The sequence below is a fragment of the Dyadobacter psychrophilus genome (genome assembly GCF_900167945.1).
GTDB classification, from domain to species: Bacteria; Bacteroidota; Bacteroidia; order Cytophagales; family Spirosomataceae; genus Dyadobacter; species Dyadobacter psychrophilus.
This window is the reverse complement of record NZ_FUZA01000010.1, coordinates 21,068-45,310: the sequence shown is the minus strand read 5'-3', so window position 1 is coordinate 45,310 and position 24,243 is coordinate 21,068. Positions and strand designations below refer to the sequence as shown.

The window sequence follows — 24,243 nt, the reverse complement described above, 5'->3', positions numbered from 1 at the left end:
TTATAAATTAAATTTCCTTCTGTTTAAACAGACGGGAAAATTTTCTGTTTTTACCTGCCGAAATCGTCTTGAACACGGACGATGTCATCTTCGTCGGATGGATTTGCTGCATCTGTATGTTTCCAGATTTCAGCCACAAAGCCCCATTCGTCTACGCCTACCAGGCGGTGACGCTCCCCTTTTTGCAGTTCCACAACCGTTCCGATCGGTAACTGGCGCAATGGTGTTTCTTCATCCGTATCGCTGATCACGATGCCAGCATTGCCGCCAATCACTTTCCAGATTTCGGCACGGCGGTGGTGATATTGCCACGAAAGACGCTTGTTAGGCGCTACGACCAATATTTTAGGGCTCAATTTCTCATAACCCGCAAAGTCTTCCAGCGATAGATGCGGGAAAAATGTAGATATAAATTTCGGTGCTTCGGATTCTTCCAACACAAAAAAGCCGCCCCAGGGTCTTGAGTGATCTTTGCTGACTACGGTAAATCCCTGCTCGTCTATAAACTGCTGAACTTTCGCAAAAACAACATCCTTATCGGCTGTTGCTGTAAATGATTGTATCATAATATTGGATGTTGGTAAAATCAAGTGATGGTTTCAAAATTAGGATAAAAAACAAAAAGATGCCCCAAAATATTCAGGGCACCTTTTGAATTATATCTACTAATTTATACTATTTGTCCCACCATACTTTGGTGGTGAAGTCGTCAGGCAAGGTTGCGCCTGTTTGGTAATTCGGGTTACCTGCAACTTCGTTGGTTGGGTAGCGAAGCCTTACCGGAATTACGCCGCCTGTTACATTACCCGGGTAGTTGGTCGGTGTTAGTTTTGGATAGCCTGTTCTTCTCCAGTCGGACCATGCTTCCCACCAATTGAAGAACTTGTTAACCCACATTTGCTCACCAATCATCTCCAATGCAGGTTTTGTGACGCCATACGGATAGGTTGTCAGGTATTTGGCAACAGCCGCATCTGCCACAGTCAGGGTTGCATCAAATGGTGTATACATTTGCATAGAAGCTTTTACACCAGCATCGTAATGTGATTTTGCGGTGCCTGCGATTCCGGTTCCGATTTTTCTTTCAATCGCCTCTGCAAGGAGAAATTCTACTTCTCCATAATTCATAATCATGTACGGATCAGAGTCTTGCAGCATTTTCGTGTTGATACGTGAATATGTTTTGGCTACGTCAACTGTTTTGCCTTCCAGCTTGTCAAGCATAGCCTGATCGTAGCCGTTTGGCATTCCTTTTTGTTTCAATGGATCAACGATTGTTCCGTTTATGCCGCCGCTAATGATCATTAAACGTGGATCGTCATCCGTTGCAACACCTTGATTTGTGCCTTTCAAGAAGTTGACCAATGTTGCGCTCAGGTAAGTTGGCTGGCCGCCATCTCCCGGATCAAAAGCCCTTGAGATACCATTCTGGTTTGTCCATTCGTTTGGTCCGTCAGACATTTTAACCCAAACATTGTCGGCATTGCTGGCAAATACACCACCCGCTGCCGCTTTCGTAACATAGGTAGCTGCTTTGGCCGGATCTACATTGGAAATACGCATCGCAAGACGTAGCATTAACGAGTAACCCCATTTTTTCCATTTCGCAATGTCTCCGTTGTAAATAAAATCCGCTGCTTTAAATCCTTCATCCGGGTTGGAAGCGCTTAACGCTGCTGATGCCTCGTCAAGTTCTTTCAGCAAGTCGGCATATACCACATCTTGTGTATCATATTTTGGGAAAAATATTCCTTCAATGCCTTTATTGGCCTCCGAATATGGGATGTTACCGTAGAAATCTGTTAATCTGGCGAAACTGAACGCGCGGATAATCCTTGCTGCCTCACGCATGTTTTTGTATTTACCTTCTGCAAAACCGCCAGGACCCGACTGTTTCAGGATTTCAGCTACGTTTTTTAACTGGTCATTGTAAGTAAATTCAAAAGGCGCAGCATTGGTTTCTGCATTGCTTTGATATTTATCACCGGGCGCAATTCCGCCGCCTGAATTGGCCAATTGCTGGATCGCATAGGCACACATGCCAATGTTCGTACGCCAGTCGATGTATCTGTTATCACCGGTTGTACCATTGGAAGCGATGGCGAGCTCAGTAGAGGTGAAGATGAAGTTCAGGTCCACTTCGTTCAACGCCTGCGGGTTAATGTTCAGATCGTGCAATTGCTTGGTATCGCAACCCGTAACCAGCACCACTGCGAGACCGTATTTTATATATTTTTTCAAATTTTTCATTTCTCAATAATTAAAATGTTGCTCTCAAATTGAAACCGTAACTGCGTGTCGAAGGAAATCCGAAATAGTCAAAACCTTGTGAGTTTCCGTTTGAATAAGTCGATTCAGGATCAACATTGTCGATGTTCTTGAACAGGATAGCCAGGTTACGACCTACGAAAGAAAGCGTCAGATTTTGCAGCGGCGTTTTTTCCAACAATTTTTTAGGGAAAGAATATCCTAATGTCATTTGTCTCAATTTTACAAACGATGCATCATACAGATACATGGTGGTTACTGCATCCGCTTCACCACCCACAGACCCCCAATAGTTATAAGCTTCTTGCGGAGTAAGTGTTTTGTTAAATGGCTTGTAATCAGTGCCTTCCTGTGTAACACCAGAAACAGTCAACGGAGCTTCACCTTCACGGCCTTGCAGCGAACGCTTGCTTACTCCCCACTGATCCAGCCTCATGTTTGTTCCCGAAAGAATGTCACCGCCTACCTTGAAGTCAACCAGGAATGATAAGTCAAATCCTTTGTAATTGAATGCATTGGTAAGACCTCCGGTCAGCTTCGCGATACCATTACCAATCACTTCGTAGCCAGCTGAACCTACCGGACGTCCGTCGCTGTAAAATACGGGTTGTCCATCTGGTGAAAGTTTCTGCACGCGGCCCGTGATCATACCAAATGGCTGTCCGACGATGTTCTTAATGTAAGAATTTCTGGTGCGGGGTTCGTCCATAACCAGCTCATCCACACCATCGATCAGTGATTTTACCTTGTTGGAATTCCTGGCCAGGTTCAGGGTAAGATCCCATGTCACATTGCTGGATTTCAAAGGAGTCGCAGTCAGCAACAACTCGATCCCTCTGTTTTGCAATTTTCCAAGGTTTACAGAAGTGCTGCCAAATCCGGAAGCTCTTGAAATGGTTGCATTCAGGATATCGTCTGTGGTTTGCTGATCGTAATAGGTAAAGTCCACGCCGATTTTGTTGTTGAACAAACGGAAGTCAATACCGATTTCCGTTTCCGTAACTGTGAGCGGTTTCAGCATTGAGTTTGGAATGTTTCCGCCGTTGCCCATCGCAGAAGAGAAAGACGCCATTGGATATCCCAAATGCGGGTTACCATTCAATGAGTAAGTCAGATTGGTCGCATATGGTCCAATTGTAACATTGCCAACCTGTGCCCACGACGCCCGTATTTTACCGTAAGAGAGCCAAGCCGGCAATCCTTTGATCGCATCCGAGAATACAAAGCTGCTACCAATGGATGGGTAAAGAATGCTGTTCGTTTCAGGATTAAGAACTGAAAACCAGTCGTTTCTTGCAGTTGCGGTTAAGAATAGGAAACCGTTATAAGAAACTTCCGCCGATCCCAAAAGGGAATTAATGCCCGATTCTTCCGGTGTATAATCCCATGTTTTGCCTTTCAGGTTGTTAAGAGCAGGGAAGAACGCAACATTGAACCCGTTACCATACACATTGGTATATTCGTATTTCCTGCGCATTCTGTTACCGCCTCCAAATGCAGTAATGCCGAATTTGCCGAATTCTTTGGTTATCCCAATAGTATATTCCGCGTTGATTTCCTGCACATCCCAGTTACCCAGGTTTCTTGCGCCACCGCGTTGGTAACCAGTTCCTTCCGGCGTTAAGCCTTCCGCACGGCGGGAATATTTGTCCATTCCCACACGTCCTTGTATAAACAACCAGTCAGTAAGCTGGTATTTCAACTGTCCCGAGGTGATGATCCTGTTCTTTTGGTCGGATTTGATGAATTGATAGGCAGTCCAGTATGGGTTCTGGCCCCAGTTGTTATTGGCCTGCTGGAATTCTTCACCCACTTTTTTGCCCCAAAGGCTTAGACTTGCTTCGTCCGTTCCGGCCGGGATTGCGCCCGGCTTGTTGGGATCGCCATAGTAATCCAAAACATTCTGGTCTCCCGGAATTCTCCATATCGCTTGAATAGCATTACCCGGCGAATCGGATACATTCGGCCGGTTTTTTGCCTTTTCTTCTGAATAGAGCACTTTCGCATCTAATGTCAGTCTTTTACCAAATTTCGCATTGGTTGATAAGGAAAGGTTTAATCTGTCAAAACCTGAATTCGGAATGATAGAAGTGCTTTTCAGATTCGTTACCGATGCGCGGAAATTTTGGGTTTCGTTGCCACCTGAGAACGCCAGGTTGTTTGTAAAAGCATGGCCTGTTTTCAGATATCTGGAAAAATTGTCGCCTGCATGAGCATAAGGGCGCATTTTTCCGTCAAAACCGATTACCTGGCTGTTGTCGAATTTAGGCCCCCAGGAATCGTCGCCCCATTCGTAAGCCTGGTTTTGGTTGGCTGGCTTTGTTGCGACACGCTCAACATATGAGCCCGTTCCATACGTTTTTTGCAGATCCGAAAGATCATTCAGTTTTTCAAAAACGTAGTTCGTGCCAAATTCAATGCCTACGCCTTTTCTCTTGGTTCCGCGTTTGGTAACGACGTTAATTACGCCATTCGCAGCACGGGAGCCGTAAAGAGCAGCTGCATTTGCACCTTTCAAAACAGTGATCGATTCAATGTCATCCGGGTTGATACTTGAGAGGCCGTCACCTTCATCCGAACCACCCCAAAGGCCCGCTTGTCCGAAGTTGTTGTTGTCCATCGGGATACCGTCGATTACATACAATGGCTGGTTATTCCCTTGTAATGACTTATTACCGCGAATAATTACCCTGGAAGAACCCGCAGGACCGGTGGCGATCTTGCTCACATTCACACCTGCAACCCGTCCCGCAAGCGCGTTACCCAGGTTTGCTTCCCGTGCAGATGTAAGATTGTTGCCATTCACCTCTGTGATAGAATACGCCAGCGCGCGCTTATCACGGCTGATACCCAAGGCTGTAACTACTACTTCATTCAGTGCGGTGGCCTCAGCAGCAAGATTTACATCGAGGGCGCTCGCGTTGACGACAACTTCTTTGGAAACATAACCAATATAGCTGAATGTCAATGTTTTTCCTTTTTCCACAGAGATAGAATATTCTCCTTTATCGTTAGTTGTAGTTCCACGGGTTGTTCCCTTCACCACAACGTTCACACCGGCAATTTCACCGCCGGATGCGTCATTTACTTTCCCGGATACCGTCATTTCCTGTGCATAACTCCTGAGAGTGAGCATGGAGAGAAGTACCAACACAATGTTCAGTACATTTTTTTTCATACGCTTTCTTTTCTGGATAGGTTAATCGATTGGTAACATAGCAATGGTAATATAATCCGACTCAAATATACGTCTGTCAACAGCATACTCGTATAGTTCTTTTTTATCTAAAAATAACACATTTTTAACGGTTGCGTAATTTTTGAATTGAGCGTCGCTCATTCACATGGCTGTGTCGTTCATGGATATACGTTGCCTATTTTGGTTATATTGCCAGCAGCGTTTTTCGGGAATAGCTGAGGTTTTTCTCAATCAACGCATGTAGTGTTTTACGCGAAGCCGCAGCACTGAATCCGTCTGCCGGTGTATTGGAAACGTAATTTAAAAGTCTTTCTAATGTCGAAGTCGCCACGTGCGTTCGGCAATCGGAAGAAGCATAATAAATGAACACATGACCATCGTCATCCAGAATCCAGCCGTTGCAAAAAACTACATTGGAAACATCTCCAATACATTCTTCTCCTTGCGGTGCTAAGAAATACCCCGCAGGTTTGTGCGTAATTTTTGCGGGATTGAGCAAGTCCGTGAGGAATAAATACAGCACGTAGCGCAGCCCGGCAGCTGTTTGTCTTACGCCGTGTGCCAAATGAAGCCAGCCTTGCGTCGTTTTCAATGGAGGTGGGCCAAGGCCATTTTTTACCTCATAAATTGTGTGATATCGTTTTGGGTCAATAATATGTTCCAAATCGATTTTTGCATTTTCAATGCGTTCAGCAAATCCCATAGCAATGCCTCCGCCGCTTCCGGCTGTAATGAAACCGTCCTGCGGGCGGGTGTAAAAGGCATATTTATCCTGTATAAACTCGGGATGCAGCACTACATTCCTTTGCTGAGGCGAATGTGTTATAAGATCAGGAAGGCGTTCCCAATGTTTCAGATCGCGTGTCCGCGCAATCGCGCATTGCGCAATGGCAGCTGATTCGTCTCCTGGCTTTGCACCCGGATCCTTGCGTTCCGTACAAAAAAGTCCGTAAATCCAACCGTCTTCATGCTGCGTAAGGCGCATATCATAAACATTTCCATCCGGCTCGCCGGTTTCCGGCATATGCACCGGAAAGTCCCAAAAAGTAAACTGGTCAACCCCATTGGGGCTTTCTGCCACTGCGAAAAATGATTTCCTGTCAGCACCTTCAACGCGCGCCACCAGCAGGTACGTATCATTGAGTTTGATAGCACCCGCATTGAATGTTGCGTTAATTTCAAAACGTTTCATCAGAAACGGGTTTGTGTCCGGATCAAGATCGTATTCCCAAAATACGGGCGCATGGGCAGCCGTCAAGATCGGGTACTGATAGCGCTCATAAATGCCGTTTCCAAATTCAATCCGAACATTTGGACGGGATATAAGCTTCTCGTAGCCAGATTGAATTTGTTTCAGCCGTTTCTGAAAAATGTTCATACTGCGTAAAGCTTTTGTTGTTAGCTCAATTGTCGGGTAGTTTCTGATACCAGGTTTTCCAAAGGATCAATATCGAAACAGCCAGTATTATCGCTGCAATGGCTGTTTGGGTTGGCATAAGTAACACCAGAAATACAGGCAGTGCAGTAATGGAAGTTTGAGCGGCAATGCCTACCAGCACATTAAACATATCCCACCCGAAATTTCGGTTTGGAACGAATAATGGGTCTTCCGCCTGCACTACGGCAGTAACCGGCCCCCAAAATCCCCAGGGTCTCACTGTTTTATAAAAATTTTTCAATGTATCAAAGTCCGTCGCCGGGGTCAGCAATGAGCCTGCGACGGCCCCAATTGTGGAAATAAGCAGGATTATCGGGAAGTAAAAAAGCGGGACAGTGCCCGGGAAAATATAAGGAGCGGCCAATGCACAAATGATCCCTGAGAACATTCCCCAGAAAAACCCGCTGCTATTGAACCGCCACCAATGCCATTTCAATACATTGGAAGCGATATAGCCCCCAAATAAAGCTGACACGATCCATTGAAGAATAGTGTTGACGTCTTTCGCCAGAAAACCAAGCAGGATGCTGATCGTCACAACGGCGAGTCCCAGCAAGTAATTCATTGTCGAAATCTGTTTATTATTTGCTTTGGGATTAAAAGATTTTAAATAAATATCATTGACAAGATAAGCTTGCGCTGCGTTAAATGTTCCTGCAAATGTCCCCATAAAGGCACCCATCAGCCCAACCAGCACCAAACCCAGCAACCCAGGCGGAATATATGTGTTGAGCACTGCCGGCAGGATCCGCTCAAAATCGGTTTTATCTGCGATTGAAATGTTGAGGTCCTTATAAAACAACAAACCAAGAATGGTTACACCTATAATGAGCAAGTAGCGTGTGGGAAGCAGCACCACATTTACGATCATGCTCATCAGCGCAGCCTCCCGAGGTGATTTCGCAGAAAGTATTTTTTGCATATCGTAACTGGGAACCGGTCCGGCCAGACTTGCTAAAATGCCTTTGGCAGTCATTAAAGCAAAGAAGTAGCCAAATGGAGAAAATCCGTTTGCCCTGATCTTCTCATTCACTTCGGGAATATGCGCACTCCAATCCAAACCCAGCTCTTTGCCAAAAAGAATATTATTCCAGCCAATGGGAACCGGAAGCGACCGGGCGTTATACAAAGCCGTCATGGCAATTATCGCAATGACCACGGATACAAAAACCATGATTGCGTAATGGATCATATCAGCCCAGACGATACTTTTCATACCACCTAACAAAGAATAAAACACCGTGAACAATGTAAAAATGACACCGTAAAAATGCGCCGCATACTCTGGTGCGATTGCAAAAGGCAAATAGGGTTGTACAAAACGCCAGGGAATAAAGATTTCGATAAACTTGCCCAAACCGATAAATCCGTAAGCCATAAAACCCAGGCAGCTCAGAAGTGCAAATGCAATGATGGTCTTATGCGACGGCAATGCATCTTTTTTATTCCCAAACCGCGTTAGCATCCACTCGGCGCCGGTCGAAACATTGGATCGCCGCAACCATATCGACAGATAGACCATCATAAAAATCTGGTTGAAAACCGGCCAGAGCCAGGGAAGCCAAATGCTTTTTACGCCGTAAATAAACATGATGGAAACCATCCAAACGGTTCCCGAGATATCAAACATTCCGGATGCATTTGAAATGCCGAGCATCCAGAACGGCATTGACCTCCCGCCAAGCATGTAGTCATTTTTACTTTTCTGGGCTTGTTTTTTGAGAATAATCCCAATCACCGTTACCAGTATCAGATAAGCTATGATGACAAGGAAATCAACGGGTTTTATTTTCATGAAAAAGGTCAGGCATCCATGGTATTCTTATTTTGGTGAATTTAAAATACAAATGATAGATTACAATATGCAATGTGCTGCTCATCCTTTTTACAAACTTATGCACTATCACAGCCCGATGTATAGTACTATTTTATCTATCATTAGAATTTTTTGAACGGACCATACCTGATAATATTGGTTTAATGAAATTTTAGGCCTGCTAAATCGTGTTTTTCAAAATTTTCTATCACCATAGGTGAATATTTGTTGCGTATTCTGTTATTTTGGTATAATACATTTTAAACATTAAATGGTTATATTTAACATAACATGTTAACCTAGCTAATATATGAGTGAAATTTACCGCGAAATTACCCCTTTGACTCAGTACGACTGCTTTACAATCTTTGCCAGGAAAAAAACCGTTTTTGATTTTCCCTTACACAGCCACGATGAATTTGAATTGAACCTGGTGCTGTCTGGCAAGGGTGTGAAAAGGATTGTAGGGGATCATACTGAGGTCATTGATGACGCCGAGCTGGTGCTGGTTGGCAATAATTTGCCGCATGGCTGGCTCAATAATTCCTATAAATGGGAAGAAGGCGTGCCCGAAGTTCATGAAATTACCGTTCAGTTTCACCGGGACCTTTTCGACGACAAATTCCTGAAACGTAACCAATTGTTCTTTGTCCGTTCATTGCTCGAAAAGTCAGCGAAAGGCATTGCTTTTTCCAGGGAAACCATTGAACGCATTACGCCGCGACTTACGGCGCTCGTTCAGAAAAGCGGATTCGACTCTATTCTTGAACTCATGTCAATCCTGCATGATCTGTCGGTATCCAGAAACATGCGGACGCTTTCCAACAGCACATTTACGGGCGAAAATGTCAATTTTAACAGCCGGAGGATTGAAAAAGTGTTTATGTATATGCGTGACAATTATGACAAGGAAATTAATCTGGAAGGTGTTTCCAAACTGGCAGGAATGTCGGAAGTCTCATTCAGCCGCTTTATCAAGAAAAGGACGGGAAAGACTTTCATTGAAAGCTTAAATGAGATCAGGCTTGGGCATGCTTCGCGATCGCTGATCAATACTACGAACACGATTTCGGAGATTGCCTACAAATGCGGATTTAATAATTTGTCGTATTTCAACCGGATTTTCAAGAATAAAAATGGCTGCACGCCCAAAGAGTTTCGGGACAATTATTCGGGGACCAGGACATTTATTTGATTGGGTTAAAAAGTGAAAAGTTCAGAGTTTAAAGTCGGTTAGACCATCAACTCTGAACTTTCCACTGTAATCTCTTAACTCTATAATCTACACTTTAAGCATCCAGCCGAATGTATCTTCAACTTTGCCCGTGCGTAGGTCGGTCAAATAAGTTTTTACTTTATTAACAAACGAATCTTCTTTAATCTCGGGAAGCTGATAATCAACTCCTTCGTAAGCAATAGATGCAAATGGAGAGATAACAACAGCCGTTCCAGCGCCAAACGCAGCTTCCAGACTTCCATCTTTCAAGCCATCAATAATTTCTTTTACACTTACTCTGCGTTCTTCCACCGGAATCCCCCAATGTTGTGCAATGGCAACGATGCTTTTGCGGGTAATTCCGTCCAATGTGGTTTCGGAAACGTATGGTGTAACAAGTTTGCCATCCATAATAAACATAATGTTCATCGTTCCGGATTCTTCAATGTACGCATGCTCGCGGGCGTCGGTCCAGATTAACTGGTCGTAGCCTTCCTGCTGAGCAAGTTTGGCCGGATAAAGCGAGCCAGCGTAGTTACCGGCGCATTTTGTTCCGCCTACACCGCCTTCGGCAGCACGGATGAAATGCGTTTCAACCTTCACGCGCGGCGGTTTTGCATAGTAAGTGCCGACCGGGCTGGTGAATATGATAAAGTAATATGAATCAGAAGGTTTTACACCGATATATGGGTCCGTAGCAAACATATAAGGGCGAATGTATAGGGAGCAACCCTCTTGCGATGGCACCCAATCCGCATCCTGGCGCAGCAATTCTGTAAGCCCAGTCATGAAGACTTCTTCCGGGATTGTAGGCATGCAAAGGCGTTCAGCCGATTTATTCAGTCGTTTCCAGTTGTCGATAGCGCGGAAAAGAAGCACTTCACCTTCTGCACTTTTATAGGCTTTCATGCCTTCAAAAATAGCCTGGCCATAATGCAGGGCGGCAGTGGCAGGGCTTAGCGCGAGGTCACCGTAAGGGACAATCCGGAGATCTTGCCATTGGCCTTCGCGGTATTCGGCGATAAACATGTGGTCGGAAATGTTCCGTCCAAAAACGAGATTGTCGAAATCAACCTCTTGCAAACGTGATTTTGTCGTCTGCTGAACCTCTATTTGCAACGTGTCGGCTGTCATAGTGCCTAAAATTTAAATTGCGGATACTGATTTCAAGGATCTTTTTGTATCTTCCTTAAGTCCCGCAATTTAAAAAAATAAATCTATAATCAACAGATATTTAGTATAACAATTATTTTTTTGAAGCGACCCTTGGTTTCCACGTAACTTCCTCAATTTCCAGCTCATAAGTCATCGCGCGGCAGAGCATAAAAAGATAATCAGAAAGGCGATTCAGATAGCGAACCACAATGTCTTCTACTTCCTCGCCCTGTTGTAAATGGATCACCGCACGCTCCGCACGACGGCAAACTGTTCGTGCGATGTGCCCAAACGAAACGGACTGGTGTCCGCCAGGCAAAACGAATGCTCGCAGAGGTGGGATTTTCGAATCGATAATGTCCATTTCCGTTTCAAGAAGCGTCACATCATCATCCAGCAAATCAGGCAAAATCCGCTTCACCTGATCCGATTCCGAAGCCAAATGCGAGCCAATCGTAAAAAGCCGGTCCTGGATTTCTTTTAAAAGGTCGCGCCGCTGCTCATTGACGGGCTGATCGCGCAGCATGCCAATGTAACTATTCAGCTCATCCACAGTGCCATAAGCATCAATCCGAACATGCGCCTTGCTCAACCGCGTGCCGCCGATGAGGGACGTCGTTCCTCGGTCACCTGTTTTGGTGTAGATTTTCATTTTTACTCATTTCGATGGTTTCCTGCAGCGTGTATCTTTTGGCATTAGGATCTAAAAATAATTTCTCGATTTCTCGCATCTCTTCTTTTGTATGCTGATTTCTGATTACAGCAATAGCTTTACCTTTCGATGCTTTCATAGTATAATCTTTTAGTTTGTCTATTTGCAGGCCAGCAACTTATTGGTATAGTGTGTTATGAAAACGGCAACTTTCAAAGGTAACATTTATAATCATTAACGTTCTCAATTAGGTTTTAGAAACTCCCCAACCTAATTTTGCAGCCAAATTTACTATGGCGAAAAAACCTCTTGAAGGTTACTGATTCATGAAAGTTACAACATTTGGTATAAAAGTATGGCGCTGGTTGTCGTTGGTCCTGGTTATTGCTGCGCTCGTATGGACTTATTCGGTTTTTCCGCAAACGGTCGCTGTCGATTTCTCAGACAATGGTTTGGCGGAAAAATATCTTGAAAAAGAACACATTTTTTACATTGTAATGGCGCTGTTTCTGCTCAATAATGTGCTGATAACCGGCCTTGCCAGGCATATCCCCAATGTGGATCCGATGCATTTGCCTATTTTGAATAAGAAAGTCTGGGCGCAGCACCGCGAAGAGCTGAATGAGCACTTGATCAACTGGCTTTACTGCCTCGTTGCGGTCATCAACACGATCATCGGTATGAGCCTTTTTGCCCTTGCAACTATTAATAGTCAGCAATATAAGCTCGACGTTTTCGATTTTTCGTGGCTGTATTATGCTGGTTTGGGATTAATGATCATTGTTTTTCTTCTGCCGCTCCGACTTTTGTGGACGCCGACTCCTGAGGATAAATTGTAGAAGGGAAAATGAAAGAGGAAGAGTCCAAAGGCAGTGGAAATTGGCAAAATGACTGGCTCAAAGCGGCCGAATCGATTCGTTTGGAAGACTATACATATGATCTGCCTGACGAAAGGATCGCGAAGTATCCGTTAGAAAATCGCGATCAATCGAAGCTTTTAATCCATAATTCCGGCGAAATCGCGCACAAGTGTTTTACGGATCTGCCTGAAAATCTCCCTGCCGAAACGCTTCTCGTATTTAACGACACAAAGGTAATTCCCGCCAGAGCTTATTTTAAGAAGGAAACAGGGGCCGTTATTGAAATTCTCCTGCTGCATCCTGAGCTGCCGACGCGCGTGATTAATGATGCGATGTTGGTGAAAAATTCCTGCGTGTGGGAATGCATGATCGGGAATAAAAAGCGCTGGAAGTTAGCCGACACTTTAACAACAGAAATCAACATTAATGGTCAGCTTGTTACGCTGAGCGTGACTTACGAGGATTATGACCGGAATCTCGTTCGGCTTAATTGGAATGGGGACTTCGTTTTTCTAGACATTGTAAAAGCACTTGGTGAAATCCCATTGCCACCTTACCTGAACCGCGACACCGAGGCTCGCGATTCAGAAACCTATCAAACCGTTTACGCCCATCACGATGGCGCAGTCGCAGCGCCAACCGCTGGCCTGCATTTCACGCCGGAGGTTTTTGAAAAGCTCCAATCAAAAGGTGTAAAGAGATCGTTTCTCACCCTTCACGTTGGCGCAGGAACATTCCAGCCAATCAAGGTAAGCTCCGTAACCGAGCATCGGATGCATTCTGAGCAGGTTGTTTTTACTAAACAACTGATAAATGATCTGCTTGAAAATCTGGGAATGATTATTCCGGTCGGCACTACATCATTGCGGTCTTTGGAAAGCTTGTATTGGTTCGGCGTAAAGCTCTATCGTCAGGAGACGACTGATTTTTTCATAAAAAAGCTCTATCCCTATCCCTTCGAAGAAAAGGATCTTCCGTCTGCAAGCGAAGCATTGCATTCAATTTTAGCTTTCATGGAGCAACACAACACCGACCACATTGTAGGTGAAACCGAAATCTTCATCTTTCCCGGATACAAATTCCGCCTTTGCAAGGCAATAGTAACCAATTTTCACCAGCCAGGCTCCACGCTCATTCTCCTAGTTGCCGCGCTTACCGGGCAAGATTGGAAGCGGATTTATGCTGAGGCATTGGAGAATGATTATCGGTTTTTGAGTTATGGAGATTCATCGTTGCTGTGGCGGAAGGATTGAGCAGCTCAAAATCACTTCACCCCAACAACCTCACTCATTTTTGAAACGCCATTCTCATTAAACGCCTCAATACCAAAGTAATATGGCACACCCACATTTAAAGCTCTCAGCTCAAATGCATTAGGCTCATCATTCCAAAACTGATAAGTCTGATACAATTTATCCGGTGCGATTCCCCAAAGCACGTTATAGCCAATCACTCTCGGCACTTTTTCCCATTTCAAGTCTGCATTTCTAGTGTCTTTTTGGCGAATCACTGAGAAGTTTGCAGGCGTTTCAGGCGCTTTTCCAAACCCATTTCCAAAAACACGGAATTCGCTGATCGCCAGATTGGGTGAAGCAACATATATATGCTCATAGCGCACATAGCGTGCTTTTACCGGTTTGGCCAGCTCAATGTAGGCGCACGGCCGGTCGCGTTTTGGCTCCTGCGTTAGGTCGCTTACAACGTCCCATTTCTTGCCATCATTCGAAGTCAGGATCTTGAATTGTGTGTAAACGACTTCCGGCTTGTTGTCGAAAATGTCCGATTTGTAATCTGAATAATTTACCTGGACTGCCTTAATTTCCTGCTCTTTTTGCAGATCAATGGTCAACGTTTCGCCAGGTTTGTTTTGTTTGGCGACCCAGAATGTTCTTGGATTTTCGTCTGTGATTTTTGCGGCGGACATGGTGTCCATGACGGACGATGCCGTAACCGGTTTTTTGTAGGAAAGCAGCATCCAGCCTGTGAACAGTTCGTCGCCTTTTCCTTTCCATTTTTGCGTCGTCATTTTGTGCGGAAAGTCGCCGAACCGGGTGTTGGCGAACATTTGACCGTCTTTGTCGAAACCGGCTGCATATCTCACAATCCTTCTTTCCATGCCCCAATTGTAGCCGATCCAGGACGTTCCGGTGTTCCAGTAATTGCCATAATTATCCTGAAATGTATTCCCATGCCCTGCCCCGGTCGCGAAGCCGCCTGGCTTGTAGGAAACCGGATTGTAAGGCGTATAAGTGAACGGCCCGAGCGGGTCGTCGCCGACGTAAGTGCCATTGGCGTAAACATTGTATTCCGTGCCAGGAGCGCCGTATTGCAGGTAATATTTACCATTATGCTTGGTCATCCAGGCGCCTTCGGTGAATGGTTTAAAGGGATCGGAATGGTTTGGGCCGAAGCGTTCCCAGCCGTGCTCGTATTGATTTAACCAAAACATAGCCTTGTACTGATCCTTGAAAGCCAGCTTTTTACTATGATCCAGCTCGGCGCCGAAAATCGGATATACATTCGATGAACCCCAATACATAAACCATCTGTCCGTATCCGGATCGTGGTAAATGGCTGGATCCCACGGCCCAATATCCTTTGGCAAGCGCGGTGTCCAACGATTATAAAATTCCCAAATGCCCTTCTCCGGCGCAACGGAATAAAGGATTGGACGTGATTCGAAAGTGGATTGGAACAAAAAAAGCGTGTCACGAACAGAAACAGCCGCCGGAGCACACATATCCTCGAAAGGCCAGCGGTTTGCAGTCAAATATTTCCAGTTGATCATATCCTTGGAATGCCAGTAACCGCCCTGAATCGTCACAAACATGTAATAATCACTCCCTTTTCCTGAAACTTTGTGGTTAATGATCACCGGATCCGCGCCGGAACGGTAACTTATTTTCTCATTCAACTGCTCAAAATTGTATTTGTAATCAATGTCCATCGGATTGCAATAGGTCGTTTGTGCAACCGCAGGCTGGAAAACGAGGACAATGAATGCGCAGAAAATAGCTTGTAAAATGTTTCTGATCATTAGTATGTGAGGTTTGAATGCAGGAAAATCTTTTAATCATGCTAAAATAGGCACTTTCCCGGTAAACCGATAACGTTTACCTTTGCGCTTCGATTTTGAAATAAGAAACACCATTCATAATGACGATTGATTTTGTTGAAGAACTGCGCTGGCGCGGAATGCTTCATGATATGATGCCCGGAACGCATGAGCAACTGAAAAAGGAAATGACGGCTGGCTATATCGGTTTCGACCCAACGGCCTCGTCGTTGCACATTGGTAACCTGGCTACGATCATGCTTTTGGTTCACTTTCAACGTGCTGGCCATAAGCCATTTGCATTGATCGGCGGCGCAACGGGAATGATCGGTGATCCGTCATTTAAGGCATCGGAACGGTCGTTTTTAGACGAAGATACATTGCGCATAAATCAGGAAGGCATCCGCAAGCAATTGGAACAATTCCTTGATTTTGACTGCGGAGAGAATTCAGCCGAAATGGTGAATAATTACGATTGGTTTAAAGACATTGGCTTTCTTCAATTCCTTCGAGAGGCTGGTAAGTTTTTGAGCGTCAATTACATGATGTCAAAAGATTCAGTTAAGAAGCGTTTGGAGACAGGAATCTCATTCACAGAGTTTTCTTACCAATTGCTGCAAGGCTACGATTTTTATCATTTATACAAAAACAAGAATATCCGTTTGCAAATGGGCGGCTCCGATCAATGGGGCAACATTACAACCGGAACTGAAATCATCCGCCGCAAGGAAGGCGACGAAGAAGGCTATTTCAAAGCATACGCATTAACAACGCCACTTTTAACAAAATCTGACGGTTCGAAATTCGGCAAAAGCGAAGGCGGAAACATTTGGCTCGATGCTGAAAAAACGTCGCCTTACGAGTTTTACCAATTCTGGCTCAACCAAGCCGATGAGGATTTACCGCGTTATCTGCGGGTTTTTTCTTTCAAAAACAAAGAAGAAATCGAAGCCTTGGAAACCAGCCACGCCGCCGAGCCCCATTTGCGCATCATGCAAAAAGCATTGGCATCCGAACTCACAATCCGCATCCACTCCGAACGCGCATATCAAACCGTTTTGAAAGCATCAGAAGTGTTATTCGGCAAAGCAACATTAGAAACTTTGCAAAGCATCGAAGCCGACGAATTCGACACAATCTTCGCCGGCGTGCCGCAAACAGAGATCACAAAGGCCGAATGGAGCGAAACGGCCAACATTACAGATTTAATTTCAACAGTTACAAAATCCGAAATTTATGCATCAAAAGGTGAGGCTAGAAGAGCCATTCAGCAAAATGCGGTGAGTGTTAATAAGGTAAAAGTCACTTCTGCAGAGCAAGCTTTGAGTGATTTTAGTTTGCTGCAAGACCGGTTTTTGTTGATTTCGAAAGGGAAGAAGAATCATTTGGTAAGGGTTGTTTAGTTTGCGCTTGAAGACAATTTCGGAGGAATAACCTGTTTATAGAAAAAAAAATGAATTTGTTTGGGGCTCCGGTAGGAGCCTCCTTTTTACTATAGATTTTAAGGGTCCTTTTTCTAGATTTGAAAATTAATCTTAAAATGCTTGTAGGATTTTCTTACAAAAACTTTACTTTTGGATGTCAAAATCGTTTAATTCAATAGAGGAGGCTTTTGCCTGGTTTTTGGAACACGTTTACAAAAATCTTTCGCCGGAAGAGAAAAAAGGCGAATTGGTAAGTGCCTGGCGAAGTTTTACGTTTAAACAAGGCATATCTCAAAAACGTATGATTTCTATTTTGGAGCGCTATGGTTTTGATGTGAATATTTCAGTGACTTATAAAAAGTAAAAAATTTTTGTCCGGCTTTTGTAAGATTTTCATACATAATATTAACTCTAACCACTATAAGGGATGTTTATCAAATCTAACTTAAGAAATGAACAACGGTCTTTTACGGAAGCAGAGGCCCAACTGCTGATTCAGCAACATGAAACCGTTAAGGCGTTTTTCCGCAGAGATAGCAGTGTTGAAATAGTTAACTCGCTAAACACGCTGGTGGAAACTCTTTTGTTTTCGGAAGAATCAGATAATGTAACATCTGAAATGCGCGTGCACATCGCAAAACAGCTGCGCGTTGTGACATTGATTACCAAATTAGGCGAGACGACGGTTAAATGGTAAATCAATATCATTTCTTCGTAATTTGAATACGCTAGGAGGCTCCTCCGGAGCCAAAATCCAACTCGATTATGCTTCTAGAAACAGGGAATCCCTCTGGGATTCTTGCTTCGTAAATGTTCTGGAGGAACTTCCTGTTTCTAGACTTTGTGTAATGCGATTTTTCGACTCCGGATGGAGCCTCCTGATTTGTTAGATTTTGTCAAAACAAGTTTTCCGGCGTTTTTCACGACGACGAAATTTTACCGAAAAAAAGACAAGTTGCGCCGATCGTTCATTCTATATGGATATGCTCAATCAAAATGTTAAATTGAAGCATGGTTAGCACATCTATGTAGGCGAATTTATAATGCCAGTCAGTTGTTTGCGTATTGTCAACTTAAAATAAATCTATGCTACACACGATCACGATAGAAACAAAAGACGATGCCGAATTTGGTCAAATCAAGGATCTGGCGAAAAACTTGGGTGTTCCATTTAGAGAGTCGCATCAAAACTTACTTAGCAAAGAGGAACAGCTGAAATTGCTCAACCAGCTATCTTGGGAAGGCGATGAAACTGGTGATGAGCTCAATGCGATGATTTACGGTGCGAGAAGATCCAGCTCACGAGATGTTGAACTTTAATCAGTTTTTGCTGGACACTAATATTTGTATTCATGCGCTCAAAAGTGATTTTGGTATCAAACAAAAAATTGGCGAAGTCGGAATTGAATCGTGCTTTCTATCCGAGGTAAATATTGCAGAGTTGTTATTTGGAGTTGAAAACAGCGCTGTGCATCGTCGTCATTTAAACTGGCAGCAGTTTGAAAGTTTCCAGCGAATTTTTACAGGCCGGATTTTGCAGATTGGCAATGTTCTACACGAATACGCGAGACAGAAAACCAACCTCCGAAGAATGGGAAGGCCCATTGACGATTTTGATATATTAATTGGATGCACTGCTATTGTTCACAACTTGATCCTTGTAACGCGAAATACCCGACACTTTGTAAATATGCCGGGTATTCAACTTCAAAATTGGATTGATAATTAGATCAGGATTTCCCAGTAAAACTATTCAAAACCGGCGCAGCCGTCGGGTTATACTGATAGGACTGCCAAGTGCTGTCCTCGTAAATCTCCACAATCCGGTAACCTTTATAAGTCGTTCCCCAATTGCCGCCGAAGTGGCCGTCGAAGAAGTAGGGTTTTTTGCCGTAGATTTTGGTGCTGTCCTGGTCGTGGTCGTGGCCGTTGAAGATGGCTTTGATGTTGGGGGTGTTTTCGAAGAGGTCGATGACTTCTTTGCATTCGATTCCGTTCACGGTCCATTTGGCGGGGGTGATGTGCAGGAATACGAAAATGCCTTTTTTGTCTTTGTGTTTGGCGATTTCGTTTTTTAGCCAAGTTGCGTCCGGGCACACGTATTCACCTTTTTCGTTGGACGTGTCGCCGATGATGAATGCGTATTCGCCTTTCGCAAAACTGTGATTTGTAGGATAACCCCAAGTGCTCTGCCACACGTCCAAACCAACTTTATCGTGATTGCCGCGGCTTACATAAAACGGCACGCTGAGGTTGCTGATCGTGTTTTTGAAATCATATAACAATGTCGGGTCGTCGTGGATGAGGTCGCCGTTGAAGAAAAGTAAATCAACGCCTTTCTGCATTTTTTCTCGATTTACCCAGCTGATCAAATCCGTGTGGAATTGTTTGAAATCGGTGTTTGGCTGGCCGTAATGTCCATCGGAAGCAACGATGAACCGCATGGTAATTCTTGCGGGAACATTGTTTTCTGCTGGTTTTGATATGAATGAAAGGCCTGGCAATGCGGGTAAAAGTTTGAGAAAAGAGCGGCGTTTGAATGTCATCAGATCGTTCAGGTTTGGAGCGTTCGGGGTGTTTTTATTATTCCAAAAATAGTTATTCGCGAATGATATTTTCTTTATTCTTGCACCTTGTTAAGAATATTTAATATAAAAATCAATTCATGGATCGCCTAATCCTGCAAAAAGCTGCTTCCTATTGTGCTTATCAGGAAAGAACGCAAGATGAAGTGCGCCAGCGCCTGAAAAAGTGGAATGTATGGGGCGAAGAGGCCGACGAGCTCATTGCAGAGCTGATTTCCATGAATTATGTGAGCGAAGAACGCTTTGCGAAAACTTATGCTGGTGGAAAGTTCCGGATCAAAAATTGGGGCCGGATGAAGATCAGGCAGGAGCTTAACCGGCGTGGGCTGAGTCAATATAGCATTGAAAAGGGAATGGGGGAGATCGAGGATAAGGCTTATGTGGAGGGGCTGAGAACGCTGCTTACAAAAAAGAAAACGCTCCTGTCGAAGACAGAAGCGGATCCCTTTAAATTAAAACAAAAACTAGCCAGATTCGCCTTAGCCAAAGGTTATGAGAGCGAATTGGTTTGGCAAGAGCTTGAAAAGCTGGATTAAAAATCAGAGTCAAACGAGATCTTATGTCCTGAATCTTTATCCTTCACGCCGCTCATCACGCCAGCTTTCTGATATTCTCCAACGCGTTTTTCGAAAAAGTTGGTTTTTCCTGGAAGGGATATTAACTCCATGAAATCGAATGGGTTAGCGGAGCCGAATTGCTTTTCGCAGCCCAATCTTTCCAGCCAGAAATCGGCGATGTATTCGATGTATTGATTCATCAGGTCAGCATTCATGCCGATTAGGGACACTGGTAATGCTTCGCTTACAAATTCTTTTTCAATTGTAACTGCATCCATCATAATTTCAACCACCCGTTCTTGCGGTAACTGGTTCACAATGTGTCTTGTATAAAGCAAACATGCGAATTCACAGTGTAAACCTTCGTCGCGGGAGATAAGCTCGTTCGAGAAAGAAAGTCCGGGCATTAAGCCGCGTTTTTTGAGCCAGAAAATGGAGCAGAATGATCCTGAGAAGAAAATTCCTTCCACAGCTGCGAACGCAATGATCCTTTCTGCAAACACCGGGCTGTTGATCCATTTTAACGCCCATTCCGCTTTTTTCTGAACGCAAGGAATCGTGTCGATGGCGCGTAGCAGATGGTCTTTTTCAGACGGATCTTTAATGTATGTATCGATCAGCAGCGAATAAGTTTCGGAGTGAATGTTCTCCATCGCAATCTGGAAGCCGTAAAAGCACTTCGCTTCTGCATATTGCACTTCGCTCAGAAAGTTGACAGCCAGGTTTTCATTTACAATCCCGTCCGACGCCGCAAAAAATGCAAGCACGTGCGAGATAAAATGCCTTTCACCGTCGTTCAGGTTCTCCCAGTCTTTCATATCCTGAGAAAGATCGATCTCCTCAGCCGTCCAGAAAGATGCTTCATGGCGTTTGTACATTTCCCAGATATCGGAATGTTTGATTGGAAATAGCACAAACCGCAAAGGATCTTCAACTAACAGGGGTTCCTGCCTGGTAAGTTCTTGTGACATAAGTATTTAAAAATTTTAACGGGGACCAGATGTATAATTTTTTGATTTGCCCTGGCCGGATTTGCAGGGCTGGAGAAAACAAATCTACACGCTTTGCCCCGGAAATTCAAGGAGAAACTGATCAAATTCAATTCTAATCGGGCGAATATTCTTAGGACGAATAAGCTAACTTTGTCACGCTCACATTACTTTAAATTTCGCTTACATTGAAGATTTCCGGCTTTACAATTATCAGGAATGCAATTATAAATGATTACCCGATCGTGGAGGCAATAACGTCCATTTTGCCCGTTGTGGATGAAATGCTAGTGAGTGTGGGGCATAGCGATGACGGTACATTGGGGCTGATCAGATCCATTCCTTCGGAAAAAATCAGGATTGTGGAATCGGAGTGGGACATGTCTTTGCGGGAAGGTGGGAAAGTGCTCGCTGTGGAAACGGATAAGGCTTTGAAACAGATTTCGTCCGATTCTGATTGGGCGTTTTACATTCAGGGCGATGAGGCTGTGCATGAAAAATATCACAAAACAATTATTGACTCATGCAAGGAACATCTTGACGACGAACGGGTGGAAGGATTGCTGTTTGATTATGTGCATTTTTATGGCACCTATGATTATATCGGCGACAGCAGAAAGTGGTACAGACGTGAAATCCGCATTATAAGGAATGAGCAAAATCCGAAAGGTGAACCCATTTCGGCTTATCGCGATGCACAGGGATTTCGTCGGGGGAATCAAAAATTGAATGTCATGCATTCCGGTGCGGCGGTTTATCATTATGGCTGGGTGAAAAGTCCGGCGCAGATGAAAACCAAGATGAAAAATGTGAGCCGTTTCTGGAATGAAGGAGAGGCTTGGGAAAAGATCCTCGAATCGGAAGATTTTTTCAATTATGAAGAATTTGACTCGCTAACCCATTTCAAAGGATCGCACCCTTCGGTGATGGAAAACCGGATCGCACGGCAGAGCTGGAAGGTGGATTTGGACACTTCCAAAAAGAAATTCAAGTTGAAGGATGCGCTGCTTTACTGGTATGAAAAACGCACGGGAAGGCGTCTTTTTGAATTCAGAAATTACCGCCTATTGTGACGCAAATGTGCAAATCCGTGTAATGGGATAACAAAATTTAGCGTTTTAATACTTAATATTGTAATTTCAGTTACTCACAAAATTCTTTCTGTTGCATGTTTGAGTATTTTAAAAATTCATTGGCTCGTAAAAAAGCCCGTCGCCAGTTTCAGGAATATCCCCATAAAACGGATAAATTTTTACTGGCGGAAGAAGGTGAAATATCATTTGCAAACTGGAAAAATCCATTGGTTAATCCAAAAGTCATTACGCAGGAAGAAGTCAATTTTTTCAAAAAATTTATCCCAAAAGGAAGTCTTTGTATTGACATTGGAACCAATATTGGCGACACGACCGTGCCTATGGCGCTGGCAACTGGAAAAACAGGCACAACTATCGGTTTTGATCCTAATCCGCACGTTTTCAAAATCCTGGAAAAAAATGTTGCATTAAATGTTGATAAAACCAACATTATCCCGCTGCCTTACGCGATAACGAAAGAAGACGGTGAGTTTTTTTACAGCTCATCGGAAGCGTCATTCGGCAATGGGGGCATTTCGAACGAAATTGTTGAAGACCAGGGCGCGTTCCAACTTCCAGAAAAAATCAAGGGCATTAATCTCGAAAAGTTTTTGAAATCCAACTACACGTCTCTTTTATCAAAGCTTTCGTTTATTAAAGTGGACGTAGAAGGCGCTGATATGGAAGTGATTAGGTCGATTAGCAACTTGATCAGGCAATTTAAACCAGTGCTTGTGGCTGAGTGTTTTCCAAAAGCAACCACAGAAGAGCGCGCCGAATTGTATCACATTGTTTCCGAATTTGGCTACACATTACATTACTTCTCCGATTTCAACGAACACGCAAAGATTATCAAAATTGAAGGCCCACGTGATATGAACAAGTGGAAAACCTTCAACTTCTACGCCATTCCTACTGAATAGCGGCTAAATCCAGCGTTTTCGGCGGAAAAACCAGAGTACAACCAGCGAAGATAGCAACATCAATAGCAGCGAAACCCAGAATCCCCATGGTTCGGCCGTTGAAGGAATGTGGTTGTAATTCATACCAAAAATCCCCGCAATAAGCGTTGGCGGCATGAAAATGATGGTCACCACCGTGAAAATTTTGATCACCTGGCTTTGTTCAATGTTGATCAAACCCATGAATGTATTTTGCAGATATTCAAGGCGTTCGAAATTGAAAGTGGTGTATTCCAATAGCGAGCTGATGTCTTTGAGAATAATTCGCAAATGTTCCTTCCTGTCCTCCGGAAAATACTGACTTCTTAAAATTCCTGACAAAACGCGTTGCTTGTCAATGCTCGTTTCCCGCAACATCATCGTAATTTCCTGCAATCCACTAATACGGATCAGCACTTCCTGACGGGCTTTTTGTTCTCGGGTAAGATCTTTACTAATCGCAGAAATATCACGGGAAATGCCTTCGAGCGAATCTGCATCGGCTTCAATGCGCGTTTCGAGCAGTAACAGCATAAAATCCACACCGCTCTGAATGCCTTCGGGGCTGACTTTCATCTTTTTAACCGTATCGGCAAAAGTTTTGGAATCCCCACGGCGATACGTGAAAAGCACATTTTGGTATAAAATGAATGAAACGGGATAGGTTTCGTAGCCATGCCGATCAATTTTCAGGAAGTTGGAGTTGGCATTAATCGTATCATTTTGTTCAAAAAACCGCGAACTGCTCTCAATTTCAACGATTTCCTGCGGCGTCTGAAAGCTGATGTTGCATTTATTCTCCACCCATTCCTCTTCCTCCGCACTCGGCGATTGCAAATCAACCCAAACCAGATTTTTAACTTTCCCAAGCTCGCGAATATCATTCTCGCGCTTGATCAGCCGACCTTCTTTATAAAATATGCGTACCATTTTTTAAAATTGGGAAAAAAGAAGCAACCACAAAAACCGATTTCCAAAAATGCAGATTTAAGTTAACTTGCAGACTAATTCAATA

The 24,243-nt window shown here is 44.0% G+C and carries 23 protein-coding genes; 11 read left to right on the top strand and 12 right to left on the bottom strand.

What is annotated here, in order from left to right:
- Nucleotides 1–50: 50 nt before the first annotated feature.
- The 5 genes from B5X68_RS25645 to B5X68_RS25625 form a co-directional block, all read right to left on the bottom strand.
- Nucleotides 51–566 (bottom strand): cupin domain-containing protein, encoded by a 516-nt coding sequence (locus B5X68_RS25645; protein ID WP_082217629.1) that lies wholly within the window; start codon nt 564–566, stop codon nt 51–53.
- A 109-nt stretch (nt 567–675) separates the two neighbouring features.
- Nucleotides 676–2,250, bottom strand: coding sequence for a SusD/RagB family nutrient-binding outer membrane lipoprotein (locus B5X68_RS25640; RefSeq protein ID WP_082217628.1), 1,575 nt, complete (start codon nt 2,248–2,250; stop codon nt 676–678).
- Between the two features lie 10 nt (nt 2,251–2,260).
- Nucleotides 2,261–5,446 (bottom strand): SusC/RagA family TonB-linked outer membrane protein, encoded by a 3,186-nt coding sequence (locus tag B5X68_RS25635; RefSeq protein ID WP_082217627.1) that lies wholly within the window; start codon nt 5,444–5,446, stop codon nt 2,261–2,263.
- Between the two features lie 205 nt (nt 5,447–5,651).
- On the bottom strand, nt 5,652–6,845 hold the full coding sequence (locus B5X68_RS25630) for a glycoside hydrolase family 130 protein (RefSeq protein WP_082217626.1): 1,194 nt from the start codon (nt 6,843–6,845) through the stop codon (nt 5,652–5,654).
- Nucleotides 6,846–6,870: 25 nt separating this feature from the next.
- On the bottom strand, nt 6,871–8,700 hold the full coding sequence (locus B5X68_RS25625) for a sodium:solute symporter family protein (RefSeq protein ID WP_082217625.1): 1,830 nt from the start codon (nt 8,698–8,700) through the stop codon (nt 6,871–6,873).
- Between the two features lie 331 nt (nt 8,701–9,031).
- On the opposite strand from B5X68_RS25625, the gene B5X68_RS25620 reads away from it, so the two are divergent.
- Nucleotides 9,032–9,916 carry an AraC family transcriptional regulator gene (locus B5X68_RS25620; RefSeq protein ID WP_082217624.1) on the top strand — a complete coding sequence of 295 codons (885 nt, stop codon included), beginning with the start codon at nt 9,032–9,034 and terminating at the stop codon, nt 9,914–9,916.
- Between the two features lie 87 nt (nt 9,917–10,003).
- Here B5X68_RS25620 and B5X68_RS25615 read toward each other — a convergent pair whose 3' ends face one another.
- From B5X68_RS25615 to B5X68_RS29020, 3 genes are all read right to left on the bottom strand, one after another.
- Nucleotides 10,004–11,071, bottom strand: a complete 1,068-nt coding sequence (locus B5X68_RS25615; RefSeq protein ID WP_082217623.1) for a branched-chain amino acid aminotransferase — start codon at nt 11,069–11,071, stop codon at nt 10,004–10,006.
- A gap of 112 nt (nt 11,072–11,183) precedes the next feature.
- Nucleotides 11,184–11,744 carry a cob(I)yrinic acid a,c-diamide adenosyltransferase gene (locus B5X68_RS25610; RefSeq protein ID WP_082217622.1) on the bottom strand — a complete coding sequence of 187 codons (561 nt, stop codon included), beginning with the start codon at nt 11,742–11,744 and terminating at the stop codon, nt 11,184–11,186.
- Nucleotides 11,719–11,883, bottom strand: coding sequence for a hypothetical protein (locus B5X68_RS29020; protein ID WP_170916725.1), 165 nt, complete (start codon nt 11,881–11,883; stop codon nt 11,719–11,721). Before B5X68_RS29020 ends, B5X68_RS25610 begins: the two co-directional genes overlap by 26 nt.
- 187 nt (nt 11,884–12,070) lie before the next feature.
- Between B5X68_RS29020 and B5X68_RS25605 the strand changes: the two genes are divergently transcribed.
- A complete protein-coding gene (locus tag B5X68_RS25605) occupies nt 12,071–12,583 on the top strand; it encodes a hypothetical protein (protein ID WP_082217621.1) in 513 nt (170 codons plus the stop codon).
- 8 nt (nt 12,584–12,591) lie between these two features.
- Nucleotides 12,592–13,857, top strand: a complete 1,266-nt coding sequence (locus tag B5X68_RS25600) for an S-adenosylmethionine:tRNA ribosyltransferase-isomerase (protein WP_082217620.1) — start codon at nt 12,592–12,594, stop codon at nt 13,855–13,857.
- 11 nt (nt 13,858–13,868) lie between these two features.
- On the opposite strand, the gene B5X68_RS25595 is transcribed toward B5X68_RS25600, so the two are convergent.
- Complete coding sequence (locus B5X68_RS25595; protein WP_082217619.1) at nt 13,869–15,641, bottom strand: discoidin domain-containing protein; 1,773 nt, start codon at nt 15,639–15,641, stop codon at nt 13,869–13,871.
- Nucleotides 15,642–15,766: 125 nt separating this feature from the next.
- Here B5X68_RS25595 and tyrS point away from each other — a divergent pair, with 125 nt between their 5' ends.
- The 5 genes from tyrS to B5X68_RS25570 all read left to right on the top strand — a co-directional run bounded on the left by tyrS (nt 15,767) and on the right by B5X68_RS25570 (nt 18,812).
- Nucleotides 15,767–17,062 (top strand): tyrosine--tRNA ligase, encoded by a 1,296-nt coding sequence (gene tyrS / locus B5X68_RS25590; RefSeq protein WP_082217716.1) that lies wholly within the window; start codon nt 15,767–15,769, stop codon nt 17,060–17,062.
- Between the two features lie 175 nt (nt 17,063–17,237).
- Nucleotides 17,238–17,447, top strand: coding sequence for a hypothetical protein (locus B5X68_RS25585; RefSeq protein WP_082217618.1), 210 nt, complete (start codon nt 17,238–17,240; stop codon nt 17,445–17,447).
- Between the two features lie 63 nt (nt 17,448–17,510).
- Nucleotides 17,511–17,780: a hypothetical protein gene (locus tag B5X68_RS25580; protein WP_082217617.1), complete on the top strand. Its 270-nt coding sequence runs from the start codon at nt 17,511–17,513 to the stop codon at nt 17,778–17,780.
- 389 nt (nt 17,781–18,169) lie between these two features.
- Complete coding sequence (locus B5X68_RS25575) at nt 18,170–18,403, top strand: hypothetical protein (RefSeq protein ID WP_082217616.1); 234 nt, start codon at nt 18,170–18,172, stop codon at nt 18,401–18,403.
- Nucleotides 18,366–18,812, top strand: a complete 447-nt coding sequence (locus tag B5X68_RS25570) for a type II toxin-antitoxin system VapC family toxin (RefSeq protein ID WP_229208564.1) — start codon at nt 18,366–18,368, stop codon at nt 18,810–18,812. Before B5X68_RS25575 ends, B5X68_RS25570 begins: the two co-directional genes overlap by 38 nt.
- 1 nt (nt 18,813) lies before the next feature.
- Here B5X68_RS25570 and B5X68_RS25565 read toward each other — a convergent pair whose 3' ends face one another.
- Nucleotides 18,814–19,629: a metallophosphoesterase family protein gene (locus B5X68_RS25565; protein WP_082217614.1), complete on the bottom strand. Its 816-nt coding sequence runs from the start codon at nt 19,627–19,629 to the stop codon at nt 18,814–18,816.
- Between the two features lie 119 nt (nt 19,630–19,748).
- Between B5X68_RS25565 and B5X68_RS25560 the strand changes: the two genes are divergently transcribed.
- Nucleotides 19,749–20,204 carry a regulatory protein RecX gene (locus tag B5X68_RS25560; protein WP_082217613.1) on the top strand — a complete coding sequence of 152 codons (456 nt, stop codon included), beginning with the start codon at nt 19,749–19,751 and terminating at the stop codon, nt 20,202–20,204.
- Here B5X68_RS25560 and B5X68_RS25555 read toward each other — a convergent pair.
- The gene (locus B5X68_RS25555) at nt 20,201–21,196 is read right to left on the bottom strand and encodes a ribonucleoside-diphosphate reductase small subunit (RefSeq protein ID WP_082217612.1); all 996 of its coding nucleotides are present in this window, start codon (nt 21,194–21,196) and stop codon (nt 20,201–20,203) included. The two genes, B5X68_RS25560 and B5X68_RS25555, sit on opposite strands and share 4 nt — an antisense overlap.
- A 206-nt stretch (nt 21,197–21,402) precedes the next feature.
- Between B5X68_RS25555 and B5X68_RS25550 the strand changes: the two genes are divergently transcribed.
- Together B5X68_RS25550 and B5X68_RS25545 are read left to right on the top strand one after the other, a co-directional pair.
- The gene (locus B5X68_RS25550; protein WP_082217611.1) at nt 21,403–22,287 is read left to right on the top strand and encodes a glycosyl transferase; all 885 of its coding nucleotides are present in this window, start codon (nt 21,403–21,405) and stop codon (nt 22,285–22,287) included.
- A gap of 95 nt (nt 22,288–22,382) precedes the next feature.
- Nucleotides 22,383–23,210: an FkbM family methyltransferase gene (locus B5X68_RS25545; RefSeq protein WP_082217610.1), complete on the top strand. Its 828-nt coding sequence runs from the start codon at nt 22,383–22,385 to the stop codon at nt 23,208–23,210.
- 3 nt (nt 23,211–23,213) lie between these two features.
- Here B5X68_RS25545 and corA read toward each other — a convergent pair whose 3' ends face one another.
- Nucleotides 23,214–24,158, bottom strand: a complete 945-nt coding sequence (gene corA / locus B5X68_RS25540) for a magnesium/cobalt transporter CorA (protein WP_082217609.1) — start codon at nt 24,156–24,158, stop codon at nt 23,214–23,216.
- Nucleotides 24,159–24,243: the final 85 nt, after the last annotated feature.